This is a genomic window from Tunturiibacter gelidiferens (genome assembly GCF_014201335.1).
In the GTDB taxonomy this organism is placed as follows: domain Bacteria; phylum Acidobacteriota; class Terriglobia; order Terriglobales; family Acidobacteriaceae; genus Edaphobacter; species Edaphobacter lichenicola_E.
In genome coordinates this window covers 461,719-482,513 of sequence record NZ_JACHEB010000003.1, presented here as the reverse complement: position 1 = coordinate 482,513, position 20,795 = coordinate 461,719, and the positions used below count along the sequence as shown (strand labels likewise).

The 20,795-nt window shown below is 57.1% G+C and carries 19 protein-coding genes; 8 read left to right on the top strand and 11 right to left on the bottom strand.

Annotation, left to right across the window (positions count from 1 at the left end):
• Positions 1-8 precede the first annotated feature (8 nt).
• From HDF14_RS08245 to HDF14_RS08230, 4 genes are all read right to left on the bottom strand, one after another.
• Complete coding sequence (locus tag HDF14_RS08245; protein ID WP_183975350.1) at positions 9-1,013, bottom strand: cupredoxin domain-containing protein; 1,005 nt, start codon at positions 1,011-1,013, stop codon at positions 9-11.
• Positions 1,014-1,222: 209 nt separating this feature from the next.
• A complete protein-coding gene (locus HDF14_RS08240; protein WP_183975348.1) occupies positions 1,223-1,783 on the bottom strand; it encodes a hypothetical protein in 561 nt (186 codons plus the stop codon).
• 17 nt (positions 1,784-1,800) lie between these two features.
• Entirely contained in the window at positions 1,801-3,756 is a 1,956-nt protein-coding gene (locus HDF14_RS08235) for a sensor histidine kinase (protein WP_183975346.1), read from the bottom strand.
• A 2-nt stretch (positions 3,757-3,758) separates the two neighbouring features.
• Positions 3,759-5,207 carry a sigma-54-dependent transcriptional regulator gene (locus HDF14_RS08230; protein WP_313899518.1) on the bottom strand — a complete coding sequence of 483 codons (1,449 nt, stop codon included), beginning with the start codon at positions 5,205-5,207 and terminating at the stop codon, positions 3,759-3,761.
• Between the two features lie 216 nt (positions 5,208-5,423).
• On the opposite strand from HDF14_RS08230, the gene HDF14_RS08225 reads away from it, so the two are divergent.
• Together HDF14_RS08225 and HDF14_RS08220 are read left to right on the top strand one after the other, a co-directional pair.
• Positions 5,424-5,750 carry a rhodanese-like domain-containing protein gene (locus HDF14_RS08225; protein WP_183975344.1) on the top strand — a complete coding sequence of 109 codons (327 nt, stop codon included), beginning with the start codon at positions 5,424-5,426 and terminating at the stop codon, positions 5,748-5,750.
• Positions 5,751-5,897: 147 nt separating this feature from the next.
• Positions 5,898-6,581 (top strand): hypothetical protein, encoded by a 684-nt coding sequence (locus HDF14_RS08220; RefSeq protein WP_183975342.1) that lies wholly within the window; start codon positions 5,898-5,900, stop codon positions 6,579-6,581.
• 10 nt (positions 6,582-6,591) lie between these two features.
• On the opposite strand, the gene HDF14_RS08215 is transcribed toward HDF14_RS08220, so the two are convergent.
• The 4 genes from HDF14_RS08215 to HDF14_RS08200 all read right to left on the bottom strand — a co-directional run bounded on the left by HDF14_RS08215 (position 6,592) and on the right by HDF14_RS08200 (position 11,197).
• On the bottom strand, positions 6,592-7,170 hold the full coding sequence (locus tag HDF14_RS08215; protein WP_183975340.1) for a hypothetical protein: 579 nt from the start codon (positions 7,168-7,170) through the stop codon (positions 6,592-6,594).
• Positions 7,171-7,340: 170 nt separating this feature from the next.
• The gene (locus HDF14_RS08210; RefSeq protein WP_183975338.1) at positions 7,341-8,396 is read right to left on the bottom strand and encodes an acyltransferase family protein; all 1,056 of its coding nucleotides are present in this window, start codon (positions 8,394-8,396) and stop codon (positions 7,341-7,343) included.
• Between the two features lie 605 nt (positions 8,397-9,001).
• A complete protein-coding gene (locus tag HDF14_RS08205) occupies positions 9,002-10,045 on the bottom strand; it encodes a tyrosine-type recombinase/integrase (protein WP_183975336.1) in 1,044 nt (347 codons plus the stop codon).
• Between the two features lie 192 nt (positions 10,046-10,237).
• A complete protein-coding gene (locus HDF14_RS08200) occupies positions 10,238-11,197 on the bottom strand; it encodes a site-specific tyrosine recombinase (RefSeq protein ID WP_183975334.1) in 960 nt (319 codons plus the stop codon).
• A 325-nt stretch (positions 11,198-11,522) separates the two neighbouring features.
• Between HDF14_RS08200 and HDF14_RS08195 the strand changes: the two genes are divergently transcribed.
• The 4 genes from HDF14_RS08195 (at position 11,523) to HDF14_RS08180 (ending at position 16,404) form a co-directional block, all read left to right on the top strand.
• Positions 11,523-12,809 (top strand): POTRA domain-containing protein, encoded by a 1,287-nt coding sequence (locus tag HDF14_RS08195; protein ID WP_183975332.1) that lies wholly within the window; start codon positions 11,523-11,525, stop codon positions 12,807-12,809.
• A gap of 111 nt (positions 12,810-12,920) precedes the next feature.
• Positions 12,921-14,306: a signal recognition particle protein gene (ffh, locus tag HDF14_RS08190; RefSeq protein ID WP_183975330.1), complete on the top strand. Its 1,386-nt coding sequence runs from the start codon at positions 12,921-12,923 to the stop codon at positions 14,304-14,306.
• A gap of 155 nt (positions 14,307-14,461) precedes the next feature.
• Entirely contained in the window at positions 14,462-15,367 is a 906-nt protein-coding gene (locus HDF14_RS08185; RefSeq protein WP_183975328.1) for a retron St85 family effector protein, read from the top strand.
• Positions 15,368-15,378: 11 nt separating this feature from the next.
• A complete protein-coding gene (locus HDF14_RS08180) occupies positions 15,379-16,404 on the top strand; it encodes a retron St85 family RNA-directed DNA polymerase (RefSeq protein WP_183975326.1) in 1,026 nt (341 codons plus the stop codon).
• A 56-nt stretch (positions 16,405-16,460) separates the two neighbouring features.
• Here HDF14_RS08180 and HDF14_RS08175 read toward each other — a convergent pair whose 3' ends face one another.
• Positions 16,461-17,165 carry a hypothetical protein gene (locus HDF14_RS08175; protein WP_221304598.1) on the bottom strand — a complete coding sequence of 235 codons (705 nt, stop codon included), beginning with the start codon at positions 17,163-17,165 and terminating at the stop codon, positions 16,461-16,463.
• Between the two features lie 588 nt (positions 17,166-17,753).
• Here HDF14_RS08175 and HDF14_RS08170 point away from each other — a divergent pair.
• Complete coding sequence (locus HDF14_RS08170) at positions 17,754-17,897, top strand: DUF3309 family protein (RefSeq protein ID WP_183975324.1); 144 nt, start codon at positions 17,754-17,756, stop codon at positions 17,895-17,897.
• Positions 17,898-18,011: 114 nt separating this feature from the next.
• The gene (locus HDF14_RS08165) at positions 18,012-18,398 is read left to right on the top strand and encodes a Fur family transcriptional regulator (RefSeq protein WP_183975322.1); all 387 of its coding nucleotides are present in this window, start codon (positions 18,012-18,014) and stop codon (positions 18,396-18,398) included.
• A gap of 23 nt (positions 18,399-18,421) precedes the next feature.
• Here the strand turns inward: HDF14_RS08165 and HDF14_RS08160 are convergent, their stop codons facing one another.
• Both HDF14_RS08160 and HDF14_RS08155 read right to left on the bottom strand, forming a co-directional pair.
• A complete protein-coding gene (locus tag HDF14_RS08160; protein ID WP_183975320.1) occupies positions 18,422-19,927 on the bottom strand; it encodes a helicase HerA-like C-terminal domain-containing protein in 1,506 nt (501 codons plus the stop codon).
• 192 nt (positions 19,928-20,119) lie between these two features.
• Entirely contained in the window at positions 20,120-20,698 is a 579-nt protein-coding gene (locus tag HDF14_RS08155; RefSeq protein WP_260698115.1) for a GNAT family N-acetyltransferase, read from the bottom strand.
• Positions 20,699-20,795: the final 97 nt, after the last annotated feature.

Here is a 20,795-nt window from a genome sequence, read left to right as displayed (position 1 = left end):
CCCATCCGCTAATAAGGCGTGACAATTACCTTGCCAACCATGCCAAGCTCATCATGCAACGCGCATATGTAGTTGTACGTCCCCGCCTCCGTAAAGGTAATGCGAAAACGCGTATTGCCCGGAGGAGACTGTGGCACGCCAACCTGGTTTTCCGGCGACGCGAGAATAAGGCCCGAATGTACGTTGTCCCCCTTCGAATTAATCGTGGCATGCAATACGCCATCTGCATCCAGGGTCAGGGGCACGTTGCCGGACGGAGGAATGGGATTCGCCGGCTCCATTCCGAAGGTGATCGTATGCGGCAACGCCGGGTCTAAATTAGTCCACTCAATCGTGTCTCCCTTATGGATTTCAATCGTTCCCTTCAAAAAACGCACAACAGAAAGCGACTCGAATCCAGCGCCGGTCACGTTCATCTCTCCAATACCCGCAGTCACGCCGTTCTTGTTTGCCAGCACGTGCGCGGAGAGCATGTCATCCATGTCCCTCTGCCTGTCTGTATCGGCGAGCAGACTCCTCCGCTGGTCCGCCCCCTGCGCGTCATAGAAGGCCTGATCGTGCGGTAGAGTCGCCGACGCGGCGAGAACATGTATGACTCCAGTCATGTGCGGATGGACCAGACAGACAAGGCTATAGTTGCCAGGTTTAGGGAAGCTCACGGTAAAACTTTGCCCCGTCGTTAACGGAGGCGCGCTCACGCACTTGGAGCCGTCAAAACTCGTTCCACTGGGCGAGAACCCCGGACATCCCGTCATGAAATCGGTATACGCCTGACCGGCGATCAGGAATGACACCGTATGAATCTCGCCGCTGGCGGAGGTCCACGTAATGTTGTCGCCCTCGTGGATCCAGAGCTCGTTGGGAAGAAAAGCGATAGCCAGTTTGCTCATATCCTTGCTTTGAGCCCCCAGGCCAGCTTTCCAGTTTTTTTGGGCATAAACGCTACGCGGGATACAACACGACAGCGCCGACAGCGCCGCCACGGATACAAACATCGAGATCCTCGATTTCATGATCGCCTCTTGAAAACATAGATTTTTGGGGGAGCAGGCCCGGAGCCCGCCGGAATTATAGTCCTCGCCGCACTGTGCCAGCACCGCCTCTGTTCGAAGCGCAGCGACTACGCCCATCGCTCAGGATGCGCCAGCTCGCAACCCTTTGATAACAGGTAGATCGCGAAGCGCGAGATTCACAAATTTGTTAGTGGAACAACGACTATCCCTTACTTCTCCAGATCATCGAGCAACAACTTAGCCTTCGTCGCCAGCGTCTTAGCCCCCTCGGCATCGCCAGACTTCAGAGCCTCCTGCGCATCCTTCCAGAAGTTCCGCACCTTACTCACCTGGGCCTTCTGCTCCTCAATCTTCTGTGCCGGCAGCGCATTCAGCCTCTTATCAATCGAGACAATCAGATCTTCCGCCTCCTGTTTGGTCTGCGGATTCGTCTCGCCGCCCGCCGTCAACGCACCGACCGCAGCGTCCGGTGTCGGCGGACCAGCAGCGGCGTTCGCCACCTGCGCGTCAGCCACCGATTCAGCGGGCACCACAACCTTCGGCGGCTGCTTCTTCTTCCTCTTCGGCTTTCCCGCCTCAGTCGAAACCGGCACCGGCGGCAGATTCTCCGGAGGAGCCTCCACCATCGGGAGATTGTCCGGCTCCGGAATCTCCTCAAGCGCCACCGGAGCCATCACCGGCGGCAATGGAGCGAGCTGCGGTTTATGCCGGCATCCTGCCAGCCCTATCGTCAAACCAAACCAGAGAGTCGTCCATGCGATCTTCTGCATAATGTTGCTCGTACCCTTCAAACCCGTTCCTCTAACTCTTTGTGAACTGCTCCAGCTGCGGCGGCCTTTCTGCTCTCCGTGGCCGTTCCTGCCGCTATCGGCAGTCGAAACGTAAAAGTAGTCCCTCGCTCGACCGAATTGGGATCGGCATTGGATCTTACCTCCATCGCTCCGCCATGTAACTGCAAAATTCTGTACGTCATCGCCAAACCGATTCCGCTGCCCTTCGGTTTTGTCGTGAAGTACAGTTCGAAGATACGCGGTAATAGCTCCGGCGGTATACCTACTCCTTCGTCAATTACTTCCACAACAGCAAATTGATGATCCCGTCGCAACCGCACTACCATCGCTCCGCCATCCGGCATTGCCTGCATCCCGTTCAACAGCAGGTTTAACAGCGCCTGCTGCATCAGTTGCGCATCCACCCGCACCATCAACGGCTCTTTCGGAGCATTGACCACCACGACCACCTGATTCTCCTGCATCTCGGCCGCCGTCAGCTCCATCACAATCCCCACCACCTGCCGCAGATCGTGCTCCCGCAGATGCAGTTCCATCGGCCGCGAAAAGTCCGCCAGCGTCTGCACCACCCTGTCCAGCCGCTGCATCTCTCCCGCCAGAATCTCCACATGCCGCTGCGCCCCGCCAAGCGCCTCAACTCCACCCGGCGCCAGCTTTCCGCGCAGCAGTTCCAAATGCAGCACCATCGCGTTGATCGGATTCTTGACCTCGTGTCCCACCCCAGCCGTCAGCCTCCCAATCGCAGCCAGCCTCCTCGCCACCTCAATCTCCTGCCCCAGTTGTGCCACCGACTCCATATCCCGCAGCGTCAACAGCGTCGTCACATTCCCCGCCCCACTCAACCCATCGTCGATCCGATCCAGCGAGAATTGCACCTGCCGCCCGTCCTCCAGCGTGATCACCTGCGCACTCACCTGGCCTCCCTCGAACGCCTCCAACACCGCCTCTCCCAGCACACTATCCGGCGCAAAGATCTCTTCCAGCCGCATCCCCACCAGCTTTTCGTGATCTTCGTTCAACGGCGCTCCCAGAAAGTAAGCCACCGCATCCGACACCATCACCGCGCGGCGGTCCGCCGTAAACAGCAACACGCCATCGCGCAGCGTATCCAGCATCTGGTTCAAATTCGCCTGCAGCGCCGTGTAGCCGGCCTCCTGCGTGCGCATCTGCTCGCCCAGCCGGTCCAGCGTCCGCGTCACCCGAACCACCTCATCGGTCCTCGTACCGCGGCTCTCCGCCAATCGCTCCGGAATCGCTCCTGCAGCCCGCGACAACATCTCCAGCCGCGCACTGATAGCCTCCAGTGGACGCAGCGCCACATTCGCCAGTAGCCCCGCCGACAACATCGCCGCCAGCGCCGCCAGCGCCGCAAAGATCAGCGCATCCAGCAGCCATGGCTCGTATGAGTTCCTCAAAAACGTCGACCGCACTCCCATATGCACCACCAGAAATGGAAACCCATTCCGTTCCAGTGACTGCGAAACGTCCAAAACTCGCGGCTTGCCAAAGAGAACTCTCATCTGCCGTTGGAGCGGACCATTCTGCACGCTCTCCAGACTGAACCGGAACACTGCCGGCTGGTCCACCGCATCCGGATCGGTACTCAACAACGTCATCCCATGTGCATCCGTCACGCTCACGTCCTGCACCGTAGGCGAGTAGCGCACAATCGCGTTCATCACATCAGCCAGCGCCGGCCGAGTCCTCAACGCGTTCACAACTGCGGCATGCAACGCCTCATCGCTTCGATCTACAGGCGGGTTCGCCTTCAGACCTGCCTCCACCACCAACCGCGTCACCAACAGAACCTCGCGCGACAGCGTATCGTTCGCCGACGCCGTCTGTTCGATCCTCTGCCGCAGCAACTCGCTTAGGAACAGTGCCGACAACACCAGCACGATCGCAAACGTCAACGCCGTCGCCGCAAGCACGAGCTTCGTCTTCAGCCGCATCGTTACTCCGTCACTGCAGCGTTCGAATACTCCTTCAGCTTATTCTGTAAGGTCTTCGAACTGATCCCGAGAATCTCCGCGGCTTTGGTCTTATTGTTATGCGTCGCCACCAGCGTCTTCAGAATCAGCTGTCGTTCCGCTTCATCCACCGTAGTCCCCACCTCAACCCGCACCGAGTTCGACTCGTCCAAACGTCGCTGCCCATCCTCATACGGCGCCGCTTGCGAAACCAAAACGCTCTCCACTCCGCCAACTCTATTCGGAGGCGGAGCGAACCCCGGCTCCCCAAAGTGCGGAGGCAGATGCTCAATCCCAAGCATCCCCGAGCCCGCAAGAATCACCGCGCGCTCAATCGTATTCCGCAGCTCCCGCACATTGCCCGGCCATTGGTATCCCTCCAGCCGAATCATCAGCGAATCCTTCAGCCCAGCCACCGTGCAATGGTGTCGCTGGTTCATATCCTCGATCATCCTCTCCGCAATCGCGGAAACGTCCATCAAATGATCACGCAGCGGAGGCATCTGGATATTGAAAACATTCAGCCGGTAATACAGATCACCACGCAGGTCTCCGTTCGCAACTGCCTTCTCAGGATCTTTATTCGTCGCTGCCACCACTCGTACATCTACCGGCGTCTCGATCTTGCTGCCCAGTCTTCGCAGCTTCCGATCCTCCAGCACGCGCAACAACTTCGCCTGCGTCGCCATCGGCATCTCGCCAATCTCATCGAGCAGCAGCGTTCCCTCTTCTGCCAGCTCAAAGCACCCTGCACGTCGCTCGAGCGCGCCCGTAAACGCGCCTTTCTCATGCCCGAAGATCTCGCTCTCGATCAACGTCTCCGGAATCGCCGCGCAGTTCACCGCCACAAACGGCTTCAGCCTCCGCGCACTCAGGTCATGCAGCGCCCGCGCCACCAGCTCTTTTCCAGTCCCGCTCTCGCCGGTCACCAATACCGACACATTCGACGGCGCAATCCTCTCGATCATCGAGAAGATGTCCACCATTTGCGGTGACGAGCCCACCATCGGCCCCAGCACGCCTGTATCCCGCTGCTGCCGCCCCTCCGCCTCCATCTCAGCGTCCGCCTCACGTTGTCGGCTCGCATTATGCAGAATCGTCTTCAGCCGAACCGGGTCCACCGGCTTGGGAATGTAGTCGTACGCCCCCATCCGCATCGCATCGACGGCCGACTCAATCGAACCCTGCGCCGTCAGCATCACCACCGCCATCCGCTGCGGCAACTCGCCAATCCGGTTCAGCAACTCCATGCCGTCCATCCGCGGCATCTTCAGATCAGTCACAACAATCGCGGGAGCCCAGGAGACAGCCTTCTCCAGACCCTCCATGCCATCGGCGGCACACTCCGCCCTGTAGCCCCAGCTTTCAATCAGCTCTGTAAGGCCACTCCGCGCGTGAACCTCATCTTCAACAATCAAAACCTTTTCCAACACACTCTCCAACCCCAATGAAATCAGGAACCCAGGAAAACCTACCAAGGCAGTCATCAATACCCAATTAAAACGACAAGCTTACCAACCGGAATGGACCCTGCTCAACAATATTCCCAACCGGACTCGCTCCATTCAACAGCCGAAACTAGCCAATCGTCACCAAAGACCCGTCCGGCCCCTGTGCCTCATGCCATCTATAAGGATATCCTTGAAATCATGTTAGAGCCCGAAATTACCGCAGAAGCCTTCTCCAAACTCCGCGAGCAGCCCAACGCACCCCTTTTGCTAGACGTCCGCGAGCCTTGGGAGTTTCAAACCGCCAGCCTCCCCAACTCCGTCCTCATTCCCATGGGCGAGATCCCCTCCCGCGCCCACGCTGAACTCGATCCCGACGCCCCTATCGTCGTCCTCTGCCACCACGGCGCCCGCTCCCTCAGCGTCACTATGTGGTTGCGTAATCAGGGTTTCGAGCACGCCCAATCCCTCGCCGGAGGCATCGACGCCTGGTCCCGCACCATCGACCCAACCATCCCCCGTTACTGACCCACCGGCGTTGCAGTTGCACTTGCAGTGGCTTTTGCACTTGCACTTGCCGTTCTGGTTGTCATCCCCGAAGGGGATCTGCTGTCCCCAGCACGGCAATCCCCTCAAAACACCCAGACACCCTAAGCAATCACACAGGAACCCCGCATGAACAAGTTTCTCCCCCTCTTACTACTCCTCTCCAGTCCTCTCACAACCCTCGCCCAGAAAAACCCCAGCCTCCCCCCCAACTACACCACCATCCTCACTAACGACACCTTCAAAGTCATCCGCGTCCACTACGGCCCCCACGAAAAAGTCCCCGTCCACGACCACCCCGCGATCCCCACCGTCTTCGTCTACCTCAACAACTCCGGCCCCGTAAACATCATCCACGACGAACCAAAACCCGACACCGTCACCCGTCCCCCAACTCACCTCGGAGCCTTCCGCATCGGCCCAGGCATCATCGAGCGGCACGCCATCGAAAATCTCAGCGACCTCCCCTCAGACTTCCTCCGCGTCGAACTCCCTCACCTCGATGACAAAATCGTCGAATTCCGCGGTCCCGCACCCACCACCCTCACCCACAACATCGATGCCACCGAATTCTCCTCCCCGCACCTCACAGTCCGTCGCGTCGTCTGCGTCGACACCACCCCCTGCGCAATCCCGCCCACATCGGCCCCCGCAGTCCTGGTGGCCTTCTCCAATACAACTCTCACCCAGAACGGTCACACCACAACGATCGAACCAGGCACCGTAGTCTCCATAGCCCCCGAACAATCGTTCCAGATCTCCCCGGCCACCCCCTCAGAACCCGCCCACATTCTGCTCATATCAAGTCGCTAAAACCAGCAACCTAGAAGTTTTGTGGCGACTGACCCTGTTGCGCAGGATCAGTCTGCTGCTCAGAGTTCCCATCCATCGGTGCAGGCTCAGCCTGCTGCGGCTGCGGCATGTTCGGATTATCTTGAATCCGCGGAGGCTCCTGCCCCGGCACAACCGGCTGCGTAATCGGCACCTCGGGAAGATCCTGAATTCGCGGCTCAGCCTGCTGTTCCTGCTGAAGCTTCTGACTCCGCTGCACCACCCCGTTCAACTCCTGCTGCTGCCTTTGAGAGGCCGCCTGCTGCTGCTGAAACAGCGTCGCATCTCTTTGTCTCTGCGCCTCCGCCAGCGCATTTGGATCAACCAACGGCCTCGGAGCCGGCATAACCGGCGGAGGAGGAGCAACCCGATGCCCCGCATGATGCACAGGCTGATCAACATTCAATTGCGTCGGAGGATCATCAGGAAAATCCACCGGTGCAGGCCGCGGCGCTGCACGCACCACAGGTTGCACGACCGCAGGCACCGGCTTCTTCTTACACCCCTGCCCCACCATCAGAACCACTCCCACCGCCGCCAACCCCACGCCCTGCCGAAACCGTCCCAGCATCCCCTACCTCGCATTCACATTTGATTTGATGCGACCTCTGTCCGCGCCGGTTCTTCATCGTCCAAACAGCTGCGATCAGCAAAATCAGAGGGCGAGCAGACCACTCCTGAAAGTTAGACGCTACACAATCTTGTAAGCCTCAACTCTGGCTGATTCGGGAGACTGCTGATTTATTCCGCGACACTTCCAACCTCTTCAATTGCCTTTCGACTAGTGAAGTTCAGCCGATTCAGCCACTCTTTGACGTCTGCCTGCGATCCCATCAGGAAGCCGCGCGTCAAAGAGAACTTTGAGATCAGATAGGACACAAAGTAGGAGCCAATCAGGACAAGGCACAAGGACACAACGGGGTTCATCTTCTCCAACCGATGCACGCCAAGGATCGACCGCACTTCGAGATGGACGAACATGATCCCCATCGAGAGCGCGCCTAGCGATCCGACGACGACGACAGCCAAACGGCTGCGACTGATCAACTCACTCACAAAGAGGACAGTCAGGATGCAGCTAGCTGCCAGCACAAACGAGACGCCGGGCCACCCGTACGTACCGCTCCGCATTTCATAGTCGAGTGAAGGATGGCTATATACCAGGATGCCAGCAGTGACAAAGCCAACTAGAGCGATCAGTCGAACCCATACTCGATTCAGATCAAAAGACCTGGCCCTGTAACCAAGCAGGAAGAACGGCATCGCGCCAAGCACAACCTGAGCATCGAAGGGCAGTTTGAACCATGGCGCATACATCAAGTTCACGAAACTCAGAACGAACGCTGCCACAGTGATCATGTTTACGGTGCGTGAGCTGTGACGTGCCAGGAGCCAATTCATCACTTGTTGTGTGAGGAAGAGGCAGCTTACAAACCAGAACACAGCGAGCAAGCCACGCAGAGAATCACCTCCCCACAGCAATGCTCCTACGGTGTGAAGCAAACGGTGAGAATCGGTGTGATGCTGTTTATAGTAGAGCGGCGCATACAGCAGCAGAAACGAAAAGTAAGGGATCATCAGGTGGATAAACTTCTTCTCGAAGAAGCCACGATAATCTGTCTTTACTTTATGAAGGTAGCCGCTCAGAAAAAAGAACAACGGCATATGGAACAGGTAGATCCAGTTCCTTAGAAAACTTCCGTCGTTCAAATGACCATAAACAACAAGAGCAATTCCTATTCCGCGGGCGACATCGATCGCAGGAATGGAGTGGCGTGGAGCCTCGATTTGACCCATTTTTCCATCCTGACCTGAAGAGTCGTTAGCGAACAGCTACTCCGGGAATAGTTTATCTGAAGTTCCCATAAAATCGCGCGTCGACTAAGCCTGACCCTGCTACCGCAGGACAGCCGCTATTAGAGATCAATTCAGGGAGTGGCCCCAAAAGCACGTAAATCACCGGAGATTCACCGACTGGATCGCCAGGCACCACCCCGAATGGTCGCTCGAATCAACAACGCCCAACGAATTCCCCTACGACCCCACCCATCCCGACAACACATTCTTCGCCGACTTTTACGTCTTCGCCAAAAACTAAGCAAAGTCAAAGGCCAAGCAAGATCATTGACGGCCCAGCCTAAAAATAGTTGCAAAAATGCGGATGCCCCATGTCTCGATTTGAGGCATGGGTTTCAACGAGTCTCGAACTCCGCGCCCAAACCAACGCAACCAAAAATAAATCTCACAAGCCTGTCACTTTTTCCCACCACGAAAAAAGCACCATCAGCAAACCACAAACTCACCACAAACCACCACGATCCCACCATCAAAACACCACACCTAAAACGCCGCTTTCACCAAAACACTCAGCAGAAACGCCCTCCCACCACCACAGAAAAAAATCACTTCGCCCGAGGATGAGTCTCGTCATAAACCTTCTGCACCTGACCCACCGTCAGCTGCGTATATCGCTGCGTCGTCGACAACCGCTCATGCCCCAGCATCTCCTGAATCGCCCGCAGATCGGCCCCCTCCTCCAACATATGCGTTCCAAACGCATGCCGTAGCGTATGCGGATGCACATCCGCCGCCAGTCCCCTGCTCAGCGCAATCGCCTTCACAATCCTTCCCACACTCCGCGTAGTCAACCTGCAATCGCCACGCATCCGCAGGTTCATCATCAAAGGCCCCTCATGCACCAGCGCACCTTTGCCCGCTGCCATCAGCTTCGCCTCCCGCAACGGCAGATACGCCCGCAACGCAGCGGCAGCCTCATCTCCTAACGGCACCAGCCGCTCCTTCCTTCCCTTGCCTCTCACCAACACCGCGTCATCACGCCACTTCACGCTGCCCATATTCAGTCCCACCAACTCCGAGTTCCGAATCCCACACCCATACAACAACTCGAAGATCACCCGATCCCGCTCAGGCCACGCCGAAGCATCTCCCTCATCCGAATCACCACCACCGCCCGCGTGCCCCATCCTTCGCGCACTATGCGAAGGGTGGGAGACTACATCGCCTCCAGCCTTCTTCTCAGTCGAACCATCCAGCGAATTCAAAACTCGATTCACCTCTTCCACACTAGGCACCCGCGGCAGATGCTTCGGCAGCTTCGGCGTACTCACCAGCAGCGCAGGATTCTGCGCCACCTTTCCCTCCTTCGCCAGCCACTTGAACCAGCTCCTCACCGCCGCCAGCGCCCGCGCGGCACTAGCTTTGGTCAACCCCCGCTCATATAACAATCCCAAGTAAGCGCGAATATGCAGATGTTCCACCTCACCCACATTCGCATCCTTGCCTAGCGTGTCGCCAAGATAGGCCGCAAAGCTTCGCACCTCACGCGCATACGCCCGCACCGTATGCTCCGACGCCCCGCGCTCATTCTTGAGCATCGCCAGAAAACCCTCGGCCAATCTGTCGAATTCACTGACTTCTTCCCGCATAGATCCTCAACTTTCAGGGACTCTGCACATCAACGGCACCAGGCGCATATCAACAAAATCAGACCGACACACAGCGAACCGGGTACCGCATATCAATTCGTCGAGTGAACATCCGAACAAACGGGTGCTCCATATCTCGATTTTGAGATGTGGGCATCGTGCGGGCACGACCGCTCCTGCTCATCTCCAACCTCAACTCGCAGCCCGTTTCTTCCCTCGCGGATGATGCTCCCGATGCACCTTCTTCAAATGCCCCAGCGCCACATGCGTATAAACCTGCGTCGTAGCAATATCGGCATGACCCAGCAAAGTCTGCACACTGCGCAGATCCGCACCATGCTCCACCATGTGCGTCGCGCAACTGTGCCGCAGCATATGCGGACTAGCCTTACTCCCTGTCCCCGAAACCGACCGCACCATCTCCCACACCCACTGCCGTGTCAGCGCATGTCCCCGCACACTCAGAAACAGCGCTCTCTGCACCGCGTGACTTCCCCGCTCCAGGCCGCCCTTCACGAGGCTAGGCCTTCCCATCGCCAGATATCTCTCCAAAGCCTCCATCGCCGACCGCCCCAGCGGCACGATCCTTTCCTTATCGCCTTTGCCACGCACCTGCGCCCGCCCCTGATCGAGATGCACATCCTCTACCCGCAGCGCACAGATCTCCCCCACCCTCAATCCACCCGCGTACAACATCTCCAAAATCGCATGATCCCGTAGCGCCAGCCCGTCGGCATCATCACTCCTCGCGGCGACAGCAGTCCGCTCCAGCATCTCCGCCACTTCACCCTCGGCCAGCGATTTCGGCAGCACCTTCCAGCTGGCAGGCGTCTCCACATTGACCGTCGGGTCATGAGAGATTCTCTTATCCATCACCAGCCAGCGATAGAACCCACGCAAACAGCTGAGCTTTCGCGCAATCGACCGCGACTCCACCCCATGCCCCCGCAGCCCCTCCATGAATCCACTCACATCCGCCTGCATGGCTCCTAATAGCAACCCATCCCGCATCTCAACATGCTCGGCAAACTGCTCTAAATCCCGCTGATACGCCTCGCAACTCGCGGGCCGAAGCCCTTTCTCCACTCGCAGATACGCGACGAACTCCCGCATAACTCGAACATTCCCCGAAGCTTGTCCCGCATCTTGCATAGACCAATTATCCCGCCCCCCAAACCTCCGTGCGGCTCCGACTCACACCCCGAACCAATCTGACTACGCACCAAGGCCGCCACTTGCGTCTTGCCGGACAGGCCCACTACGCGTGGATCGGTCACTTCGTGACGTGTGTACCGGCTTCGCCCGGAGCCTTCCGATGGTCGGCGCAAAATATCCCCTCGCAACCAACGGGAGCGCCACAGAAGGGGTATACAAGTCACGAAGTGACCGCCCTCCGCGCAGGAGGCGTCCGGCAGGACAAGCTCTCTAAAAAGAAGTCTCTTCTCACCCATCGCAGCATGGGGTATCTTCCATTCAAATGCGCTCGAAGACTTTCAGGCCCACTCTCCTCGCTCTCTGCCTTTCCGTCCTCCCCCTGCAACTCTCCGCCCAAACCTTCACCGTTCCTCCGATCACCTTCGAAGGAGCCCCCGCCTACTCGCAGGCCGACCTCCTCAAAGTCACCGGCCTCACCCCCGGCTCGACCTCGACGCAAGACGCGCTTCAAGCTGCCGCCCAGCACCTCGGCGACACCGGTCTCTTCTCAGACATCAACTTTGCCTCTAATGAAAAAGGCCTCGTCTTCACCCTGAAGCCCATGCCGGACTCGAATCTCCTCCCCGCCACCTTCACCAACTTCGTCTGGTGGTCACCCGCCGAACTCACTACCGCACTCAAGGCCCGCGTCCCCCTCTACATCGGCCTCATCCCTACAACCGGCAATTTCCAGAACAGCATCATCTCTGCCCTCAAAACCATGGTCGCGGAAAAGGGCGTCACCGCCAACGTCGTGGCAGTCGCCAACAGTACGCAAGCCGGCGCCGCACCAACCTCCATTGGCTTTGCCATCGAGTCCCCCCAGGTTCGCGTCCATACCCTCACCCTGGTTCAAGCCTCGCCCACCATGCAGCCCAGGCTCGACCCCGTAATCAAAAGCCAGACCGATCAGCCCTTCGACACCAACACCACTCGCACCACCATCACCAACGCACTCACCTCGGCCTACCACGATGCGGGCTACCTCGACATGGCCGTTCTCAACCTCGCTCAAGCCCCACCCCAGGTAACCCCCAACAACATCGACGTCGCCTTCACCGCTACCCTCAAAGAAGGCCAGCCCTACCAACTCTTTCAGCTCAACTGGCCCGGCTCCGACGTCATCAGCACCGCCGACTTCAGCAAACAAGTCAAGATGAAGCCCGGAGACATGGCCTCCGAAGCAGCCCTTTGCCAAAGCCTGTCCATCATCACGGCCGCCTACTTCGCCAAAGGTTTTCAGGACGCAAAAGTCAAAGCCCCAGCCACCTTCGACCATCTCAGCCACCACGTCTCCTACACCATCACCGTCGACCCCGGCCCGCAATACCAAATCCACAGCGTCAAAGCCCTCGGCCTCTCCGCCGAGCAGCAGAAGCAATTCGACTCCGCGTGGCACATGAACCCCGGCGACTTCTACGACGCGACCTACCTCACCAACTTCCTCCACAACAACAGCGCCCTCCAAACGCTCTCCGGCTACTCCGCCACCTACGACGCTATCGCCGACCCCAACACCCACCTGGTCGATCTCACCATCACCTTCGCCAAAGGCGGCCTCCTCAACTAGAGCCCCTCGCGACCAACGGGAGCGCCACCCAAAGGGGTATACAAGTCACGAAGTGACCGCCGCCCGCGTAGGGCGCAATTCCCCGCCATTCCCTGTAAACTTGTAGCAGTCATGTTTGAAAACCTAAGCGACAAACTCCAGCGTTCCTTCAAGACCCTCCGCGGCCAGGGCACCATCTCCGACGAGAACATCTCCGACGCCATCCGCGAGATCCGCCTCGCCCTTCTCGAATCCGACGTCAACCTCACCGTCGTCAACGAGCTCGTCGAGCACATCCGCACCCGCGCCATCGGCGAAAAGGTCGCCACCGCCCTCAGCCCATCCGAGCAAATCGTAAAGATCGTCCACGACGAGCTAGTCAACCTCCTGGGCCGCGACACTGCCCGCTTCCAAAAAAGTTCCCAGCCCCCAAGCGTCATCCTCATGGCAGGCCTCCAGGGCTCCGGCAAAACCACCACCTCCGGCAAGCTAGCTAGTTGGCTAAAAAAAGCCGGCCACCGCCCCATGCTCGTCTCGGTCGACGTCTACCGTCCCGCCGCCCGCGAGCAGCTCGCCATCGTAGCCCGCTCCATCTCCGCCCAGCTCTACGAGGGCAAGCTCACCGAAGAAAAACCCGGCACCGACGCCGTCCTCCGCCTAGCCAAAGAAGCCAGGCGCGAAGCCGCCAACTTCGGCTGCGACATGCTCATCGTCGACACCGCAGGCCGCAACCAGATCGACGCGTCGCTGATGGACGAGATGGCGCAGCTCAAAAAGCTCCTCAACCCCTCCGAGATCCTCTTCGTCGCCGACGCCATGACCGGCCAGGACGCCGTCAACTCCGCTAAGGCCTTCAACGATCTCCTCACCATCACCGGCGCCATCCTCACCAAGATGGACGGCGATGCACGCGGCGGCGCTGCCCTCTCCATTCGGCACGTGACAGGAGCGCCGATAAAGTTTTTGGGGACTGGCGAAAAGCCCGACGCCTTCGAGCCCTTCCACCCCGACCGCATCGTCTCCCGCATCATGGGTCACGGCGACATCGCCACCCTCCTCGAGCGCGCCGAAGCCACCCTCGACCGCGGCAAAGCCGAGCAGTTCGCCAAGAAAGCCCTCTCCGGCGACGGCTTCACCCTCGACGACTTCCGCGACCAGCTCCGTCAGATCAAAAAGATGGGCTCCATGAAGTCCATCCTCAAGATGCTCCCCTCCGTCGGCCCCTTCGCCGGCATGCAGCAGGCCGTCGAAAACGTAGACGAAGGCCAGTTCACCCGCGTCGAATCCATCATCAACTCGATGACGCAGAAAGAGCGTCTCGACCACGAGATCATCAACGGCAACCGCCGCAAGCGCATAGCCCGCGGCTCAGGCACGTCCGTACAGGACGTCAACAATCTCCTGCGTCAATACGCCCAGATGCGCAAGATGTTCAAGTCCCTAGGCGGTGGCGGCGGCATCAAAGCCCAGCAACGCATGATGAGCCAAATGCAAGGCAAACAAAAATTCGGGCGTTAGTTTTCTTGACTTTCGTGCGCCCTCAATGCAATCTAAACGTGCTCCTAGTGTGAACAGACGTTCAAGTTCGCGTCTGTGGCTGGTGCTTAGCCAGCCCGTTATGGTTGATAGGTTTTCTGCCCCGGCTGCGCCGGGGGCCGCTCGAAGTGGGAGTTATGCAAGTTGAGTGGTATGAACATCCAAAGTATGTGAGGGTTCGTGAAAGACTGATTTCCTCTCTCACGAATCCTCACTACAGATTTCGCCGATCAGAACCAATAATTTTCCTCTGTGGTGGCGAAAAAAGCACACCTCGCGATACGCTCGCAGCCTATCTTCATAAGCACATTCCTACAACTAAGTTCTTTTACGCAGAACCTGTTTGGGAAGTCATCGCTTCTCGTATAAAACTTGGTGCATTAGCGATGGAGGCTGATCTCGCGAAACTTGCAGATTTGGTCATCGTGATAGTAGAAAGCCCCGGAACATTTGCAGAATTAGGCGCGTTCTCCAATAGCGATGCTCTACGACCCAAGCTTCTCGCAATAGTGGACGCTGAATATTCTCCTCCGCAAAATTCATTCATTGCTTTGGGGCCGATACATTGGATCGAAGCTGAATCGAACTTCGCCCCTACGATCTACGTTCCCTTGGCCAGTATCCTCACAGCAGTGGGAGAAATAGAAGAACGACTTTCTCGAATCAAAACCACCACTGCAAAAGTCTCTAACCTCGCCGATAGTCCCAAGCAACTATTGTTGTTCATCTGCGATCTCATCGCGATAATCTATCCTGCGACCATAGAGACAGTAGAAAGCTACTGCCAAGGAATTTTAAGCGAAGCACCTTCAACCGTTGCCGTCGCAACAGTCGTTGCACTTGGAAAAGCCATGGGAATTTTGGGCTCGTTTGCGGTCGCAAACGAAACATACTTTTTCCCCTCAACATCAGAAAATGCCGCGAAACCATATCACCATATGACTTTAGCCACTCTGCCGGGACTCAGGTCTGAGCATCTTTCCGCGCTTCTTTCAATTCCAGCAGCCCGTCATGTAATGGAGCAAATCAGGGGGAAGGAATGATAGCTGAGCGTATGACGACTGAACTCGGGCTAACGTGGGAGTTCGTCGCGAATCTTGCAGGTAGTGCGTCTTACGAATACAAGAAATTCATCGTCAGGAAGAAGAGTGGCGGGTTACGTGAGATTTTCCATCCGTCTAGAAAGTTGAAGGCTGTTCAAATCTGGTTATTACGGAACCTATTGGGACAATTACCAGTTCACGAATCGGCGACAGCATACAGAACAGGGATCTCCATCTACGACAACGCAACTCGCCACACGAAAAGCAGATACCTCCTACGAATTGATCTAGAGAATTTTTTCCCGTCTATCAGGGATTCTGATTTCTCGGCGTATGTTGATAGCAACCAAGAGAACTTCAAAGGGTGGACTGAGATTGATAAAGCCATTGTGACTTCCCTAATGTTCAGGAACGGTGAACTCACGATAGGTGCTCCAACTTCTCCTGCCTTATCGAATGCCTTATGCTTCCAGTTAGATGTTCAACTCAGCAAGCTTGCTAATAACCGCGGTCTTGTTTACACGCGCTATGCCGATGATCTGTTTTTTTCATCCATCAAACCTGGCGTTCTTTCATCAGTTTTAGATGAAGCCCAAAGCATCATTGACGAGCTACCTATTCCGGCAACATTGAAAATCAATCGAGCTAAGACCCGGCATTCTTCCAAGAAAGGAAGACGTCAGGTTACTGGAATAGTTCTTGGAAGCGACGGGAAACCCCACATATCTCGCACCTTCAAACGAAGTATCCGCTCGATGGTCCACAAGTTCGATTTATTGCGCGAAGATCAAAAGGTTGCATTGCCAGGAATGATCTCTTTTGTAGCCGGAGAAGAGCCCGGATTTTTAAATTCGCTGATTACAAAGTATGGCTTCGAGCTCATCGCTCGAGTAACTACAATTCAGAGTCTCGCGGAACGTCAACGAATACATCTCCCGAAAGTAAAGCCCTCACCTCCGAAGAAAGTTCGTGCGAAATCGTCGACGCAGGTCTTGTTCGATACTTTGAGAAATGCGGGCTTCGACGTTGACGATTGAACGAATCTATCGATACCCATAACTCAATTCTGAGATGTGAACACCAAAGCGTCACTTCATCTCTCCACCGTCCCATCCGACCAAGTCATCACCGGAACCATAAACGTCGTCACCGGCTCAGGAGCTCCCTGCGCGGCGTAGACCGGCGATCCATCAAGGTTCGCGCCCCACTTCGCCGCCTCCGTAGTCGGAAGGAAGAACATCACATGAGGATGCCAGTGGCCGGCACTGTCGTTCAAATATCCCTGCTTCGACATCATGTAGCACATCGCTCCCTCCTCAGGCACCCCAATGACCTTCGTCGCCACCGCCTCCTTCATACGTGCCTCCACCTGATCCTTCGGCAATCCGGACAGCACCAGCTCCGTCCGCTTCAGGTACGCCGGCATCACCGACCGCGCAGCAGCGGCGTTGAAGCAGTGCGGCGCGCGCAGCTTCGGGTTCCAGAACTGAGGATCGTCGAAGGTGGTAGCCCACGAACGCTCGACCAGGCAGACGAAGCCGTTCGTCCCCTTCGCCGCCGTCTCATAACCGTGGCTGCCGAGCACCATCACCTCCGCATCACCGCTCACTGCAACATTCGCCGCACTGCGCGCCAGCGCGACTTCCTCCGCCACGCTCGCCACGCGGTACTGCTCTATAGGAGCCATCGCCGGATACAGCGCCTTCCCTCCCTGCCCCCAGCCGACACCATCCGCACCGATTAGAACCACACCACACACCACGCAAGACGCTATCGCTCCAATCATTCGATTTGCCATTGCACCTGCCTCCTTAAATAAGTCGCTTCACCTGCTTGGGCCGTCATTCATAACTGTGAGACCGTTCACACGCAGCAAGGTTATGCCCGATGCACATCGAAAAACCCAGCACTGGGACATCTGCACCTCCTAAAGAAAGCTCCCACCCAATCAGCAAACGCCAGCAAAATAACCTCAAAACAGCCCAAAAACAACATGTCAAATCCCACCCACGAGAAAACCCGCTCCAGACGCGCCTTTTCGCGTGGCGTATTCACCCGCACCAACCAGCTATCCTGTTAACAGAGGCCCCAAAACTAACTAAAGAGATCGAGTCTGAGACGAACCATGCTCCCTCTAACTCTCTCAAAACAAGTATTTTGTGCACAACCAGCTTGTTTTCAATATTTTACAGCGGTCCACTGTCTGCAAGCTAAAGCAAACAAACAAGTTACCCGCAATATACCCCCAGGGGAGGGGGAGGGGTGACCGCCACATCGCCCCAGTACCAGCAAAGTGAACGGCGAAAGAATTTTCGATTACGCCTGCAACAAAATCAGCATCACACCTCCATCTGGCGAAATTTCGCCGAACGGAGAAAAAATAAAGATGCTTATCCTTTTGCTCATTCTGATTCTGGTGTTCGGCTTTGGCGGTTATCGCATGGGACCTGGCCTCGGCTACTACGGCGGAGGCGGCATCAGCCTCATCCTGCTCATCGTCCTCATCCTGCTCCTGATGAAGGTTATCTAGCTGCAGCAGGCCCATTCCGCACGACCGAATGGGCCATCTCAGCTCTCTCAACCAACCACCTAGTTGAGAGTATCTTCGCAACACGCTACGATAAGACGCTAGCCAAGCGTGCTCATGCCAACCACGGTCCAGACCCGCAACACCCGCCAGAAAGACGCCATCCGCGCCGCCTTCCTCGAGGCGAATCGCCCCCTCTCTCCCGACGAAGCCCTCGCCCTGGCTCAGAAAGAGGTAGACGCCCTCAGCATCGCCACCGTCTACCGCAACATCGGCAGCCTGGTCGACGACAAGTGGCTCACTCCTGTCGATGTCCCCGGCCACTCCACCCGCTACGAGGTATCAGGCAAGGCCCACCACCACCACTTCCAATGCAACACCTGTGGCACTGTCCACGAACTCGAAGGCTGCGAGATGCAGTCCCGCCCCAAACTCCCCCGCGGCTTTAAGTACTCCAGCCACGAGTTCTTCGTCTACGGGACCTGCTCCTCCTGCACCAAGTAGCCCAGCGAACCTACCGCCGCCGTCTATCGTTTCGATCCGCCTAACAGCGAACCTAACACCCCACGGATCAACTGCCGCCCCACCGTGCTCCCCATCGTCCGAGCCGCACTCTTCACCGCCGCCTGCAGCACCGTGTCTCCCCGCCGCGATCCGCCAGACCCCAACACCCCACCCAGCGCACTCCCGGCCGCCTCCATCCACCCCGGCCCCGACCCCGTACCAGCAGGAGTACCCGCCGGAGCAGCCACCCCACCCCCCACCTTCCCCTTCAACCGCTCATAAGCCGACTCCCGATCCACCACCGTCTCATACACCCCCGCCACCACCGAATTCTTGATGATCGCAGCTCTCTGCTCCGGCGTAATCGGTCCTATCTGACTATGCGGCGGACACACCATCGCCCGCTCCACCATCGCGGGGATCCCTTTCTCATCCAGAAACGAAACCAGCGCCTCACCCACGCCCAACTCGGTAATGACTGCCTCCACATTCAACTTCGGATTCGCGCGAAACGTCTGTGCAGCAGCCTTCACCGCCTTCTGATCCCGAGGAGAAAACGCTCGCAACGCATGCTGCACACGATTCCCGAGTTGACTCAGCACTGTATCCGGCACGTCGATCGGATTCTGCGTCACAAAGAACACCCCAACCCCCTTCGACCGAATCAACCTCACCACCTGCTCAATGCGATTCTGCAAAACCGACGGCAGATCGTTGAACAACAAATGGGCCTCGTCGAAGAAAAACACCAGCTTCGGCTTTTCGAGATCGCCAACCTCCGGCAGTTTCTCAAACAACTCACTCATCAGCCAAAGCAAAAACGTTGCATACAGTTGTGGCGACTGCAGTAGCTGATCCGCCGCCAAAATATTCACTACGCCTTTACCACTCGAATCTACTTGCAACAGGTCATCGATGTTCAACGCTGGCTCGCCGAAGAAAAGATCTCCTCCCTGCTGCTCCAACCCCACCAACCCTCGCTGAATTGCACCTATGCTCGCCGCCGAAATATTTCCATACTGCGTCTGGTATTCCTTCGCAGCTTCGCCCACGTGCTGGAGCATCGCCTGCATGTCTTTCATGTCCAGCAACAATAACCCACTGTCGTCGGCGATCTTGAAAACAAGAGTCAACACCCCCGTTTGCGTGTCATTCAGGTTCAGAATCCGGCTCAAAAGCAGCGGTCCCATCTCGCTCACCGTCGCCCGCACCGGGTGTCCCTGCTTCCCAAACACATCCCAAAACACCACCGGGCATCCCGTAAAGCTCCATTCGCCCAGCCCCATCGCTGTAACCCGAGCATCGAACTTCGGCGAACTCTTCCCTGCCTGCGAAATACCCGACAAGTCCCCCTTCACGTCCGCGGCAAACACGGGCACGCCGATCGAACTCAATACTTCCGCCATCACCTGCAGCGTGACGGTCTTACCTGTCCCGGTTGCGCCTGCTACAAGGCCATGCCGATTCGTCATCCCCGGCAGCAAGTAAAGCTCATCAGCGCCTTTCGCAATCAGCGGCATTTCAACCATCGAGTAGGATCTCCTCTACCTGAAGACTACACACCCTCTCGCCAACGTCAACACTTTGTCCGTTTGCAACTTTCATCGCAGCCACCTAGAGGAAAACCTCTTCTTGATTTCGCGCTCGCTCAGCAGTTCATTTGAAATGACTCAAGCAACTGTGGCGAGCCATTGAAAACGTTCTCCTGCCTCAAATGCATCTCAACGGGAGATCTCGCCGATATCTTTCACCATACGCACAACCTCGATCGTCTCTCCGCCGCCCACCGGCACCTTCCTGCGTTCGACTTCCCGATATCCCTTCTGTTCATAGAGCGTGACACCCGTCAGCGTACTACCCATCTCAAAGCGGGTGAACCCTTCTGCCTTCGCAGCTTCTTCAGCGGTGGCGAGAATCAGGCCTCCCAAGCCCATCCGCGCAAAATCCGGATGCACAAAGATCGCTCGAATCTTCGCAGCGTCCTTCCGTGCATCCAATCTCTCCGGCGCAATCTTCTCCATCTGATGATCCCCGCCGTAGAGCGTCTTCCGGAAGCTCCATCCACCACATCCAGCTATCACTCCGCCTTCCGCGATCGCAACGAAGTAGGTGCCATCTGTAATCAACTGACTATCGACCGTGAACACCGTAGACAGCGCCCCCTCTCTTTGCGCAAAGGAATAGTCCGCCACTTGTAACCCCCTCACGGAGGCTTGTATCAATTCACGAATCGCAGCAACATCATCGTCCGCCGCAACTCTCAACTGAAACTTCACCATCCGCAAAGTATAAAAGCCCAACTATCGCCGTTGCGAAATTGCACGATTCCTGCGCCTTTATTGAACTCACAATAATTCGGCAACAAATCAAGAGCTGCGTCTTGTCCCTCCCCTCCAT

Excerpts from the sequence above, each read along its gene's own strand:
- HDF14_RS08245 (WP_183975350.1), bottom strand. The coding sequence starts at position 1,013 with ATGAAATCGAGGATCTCGATGTTTGTATCCGTGGCGGCGCTGTCGGCG.
- HDF14_RS08240 (WP_183975348.1), bottom strand. The coding sequence starts at position 1,783 with ATGCAGAAGATCGCATGGACGACTCTCTGGTTTGGTTTGACGATAGGG.
- HDF14_RS08235 (WP_183975346.1), bottom strand. The coding sequence starts at position 3,756 with ATGCGGCTGAAGACGAAGCTCGTGCTTGCGGCGACGGCGTTGACGTTT.
- HDF14_RS08225 (WP_183975344.1), top strand. The coding sequence starts at position 5,424 with ATGTTAGAGCCCGAAATTACCGCAGAAGCCTTCTCCAAACTCCGCGAG.
- HDF14_RS08220 (WP_183975342.1), top strand. The coding sequence starts at position 5,898 with ATGAACAAGTTTCTCCCCCTCTTACTACTCCTCTCCAGTCCTCTCACA.
- HDF14_RS08215 (WP_183975340.1), bottom strand. The coding sequence starts at position 7,170 with ATGCTGGGACGGTTTCGGCAGGGCGTGGGGTTGGCGGCGGTGGGAGTG.
- HDF14_RS08210 (WP_183975338.1), bottom strand. The coding sequence starts at position 8,396 with ATGGGTCAAATCGAGGCTCCACGCCACTCCATTCCTGCGATCGATGTC.
- HDF14_RS08205 (WP_183975336.1), bottom strand. The coding sequence starts at position 10,045 with ATGCGGGAAGAAGTCAGTGAATTCGACAGATTGGCCGAGGGTTTTCTG.
- HDF14_RS08200 (WP_183975334.1), bottom strand. The coding sequence starts at position 11,197 with ATGCAAGATGCGGGACAAGCTTCGGGGAATGTTCGAGTTATGCGGGAG.
- HDF14_RS08195 (WP_183975332.1), top strand. The coding sequence starts at position 11,523 with ATGCGCTCGAAGACTTTCAGGCCCACTCTCCTCGCTCTCTGCCTTTCC.
- ffh (WP_183975330.1), top strand. The coding sequence starts at position 12,921 with ATGTTTGAAAACCTAAGCGACAAACTCCAGCGTTCCTTCAAGACCCTC.
- HDF14_RS08185 (WP_183975328.1), top strand. The coding sequence starts at position 14,462 with ATGCAAGTTGAGTGGTATGAACATCCAAAGTATGTGAGGGTTCGTGAA.
- HDF14_RS08180 (WP_183975326.1), top strand. The coding sequence starts at position 15,379 with ATGACGACTGAACTCGGGCTAACGTGGGAGTTCGTCGCGAATCTTGCA.
- HDF14_RS08175 (WP_221304598.1), bottom strand. The coding sequence starts at position 17,165 with ATGGCAAATCGAATGATTGGAGCGATAGCGTCTTGCGTGGTGTGTGGT.
- HDF14_RS08170 (WP_183975324.1), top strand. The coding sequence starts at position 17,754 with ATGCTTATCCTTTTGCTCATTCTGATTCTGGTGTTCGGCTTTGGCGGT.
- HDF14_RS08165 (WP_183975322.1), top strand. The coding sequence starts at position 18,012 with ATGCCAACCACGGTCCAGACCCGCAACACCCGCCAGAAAGACGCCATC.
- HDF14_RS08160 (WP_183975320.1), bottom strand. The coding sequence starts at position 19,927 with ATGGTTGAAATGCCGCTGATTGCGAAAGGCGCTGATGAGCTTTACTTG.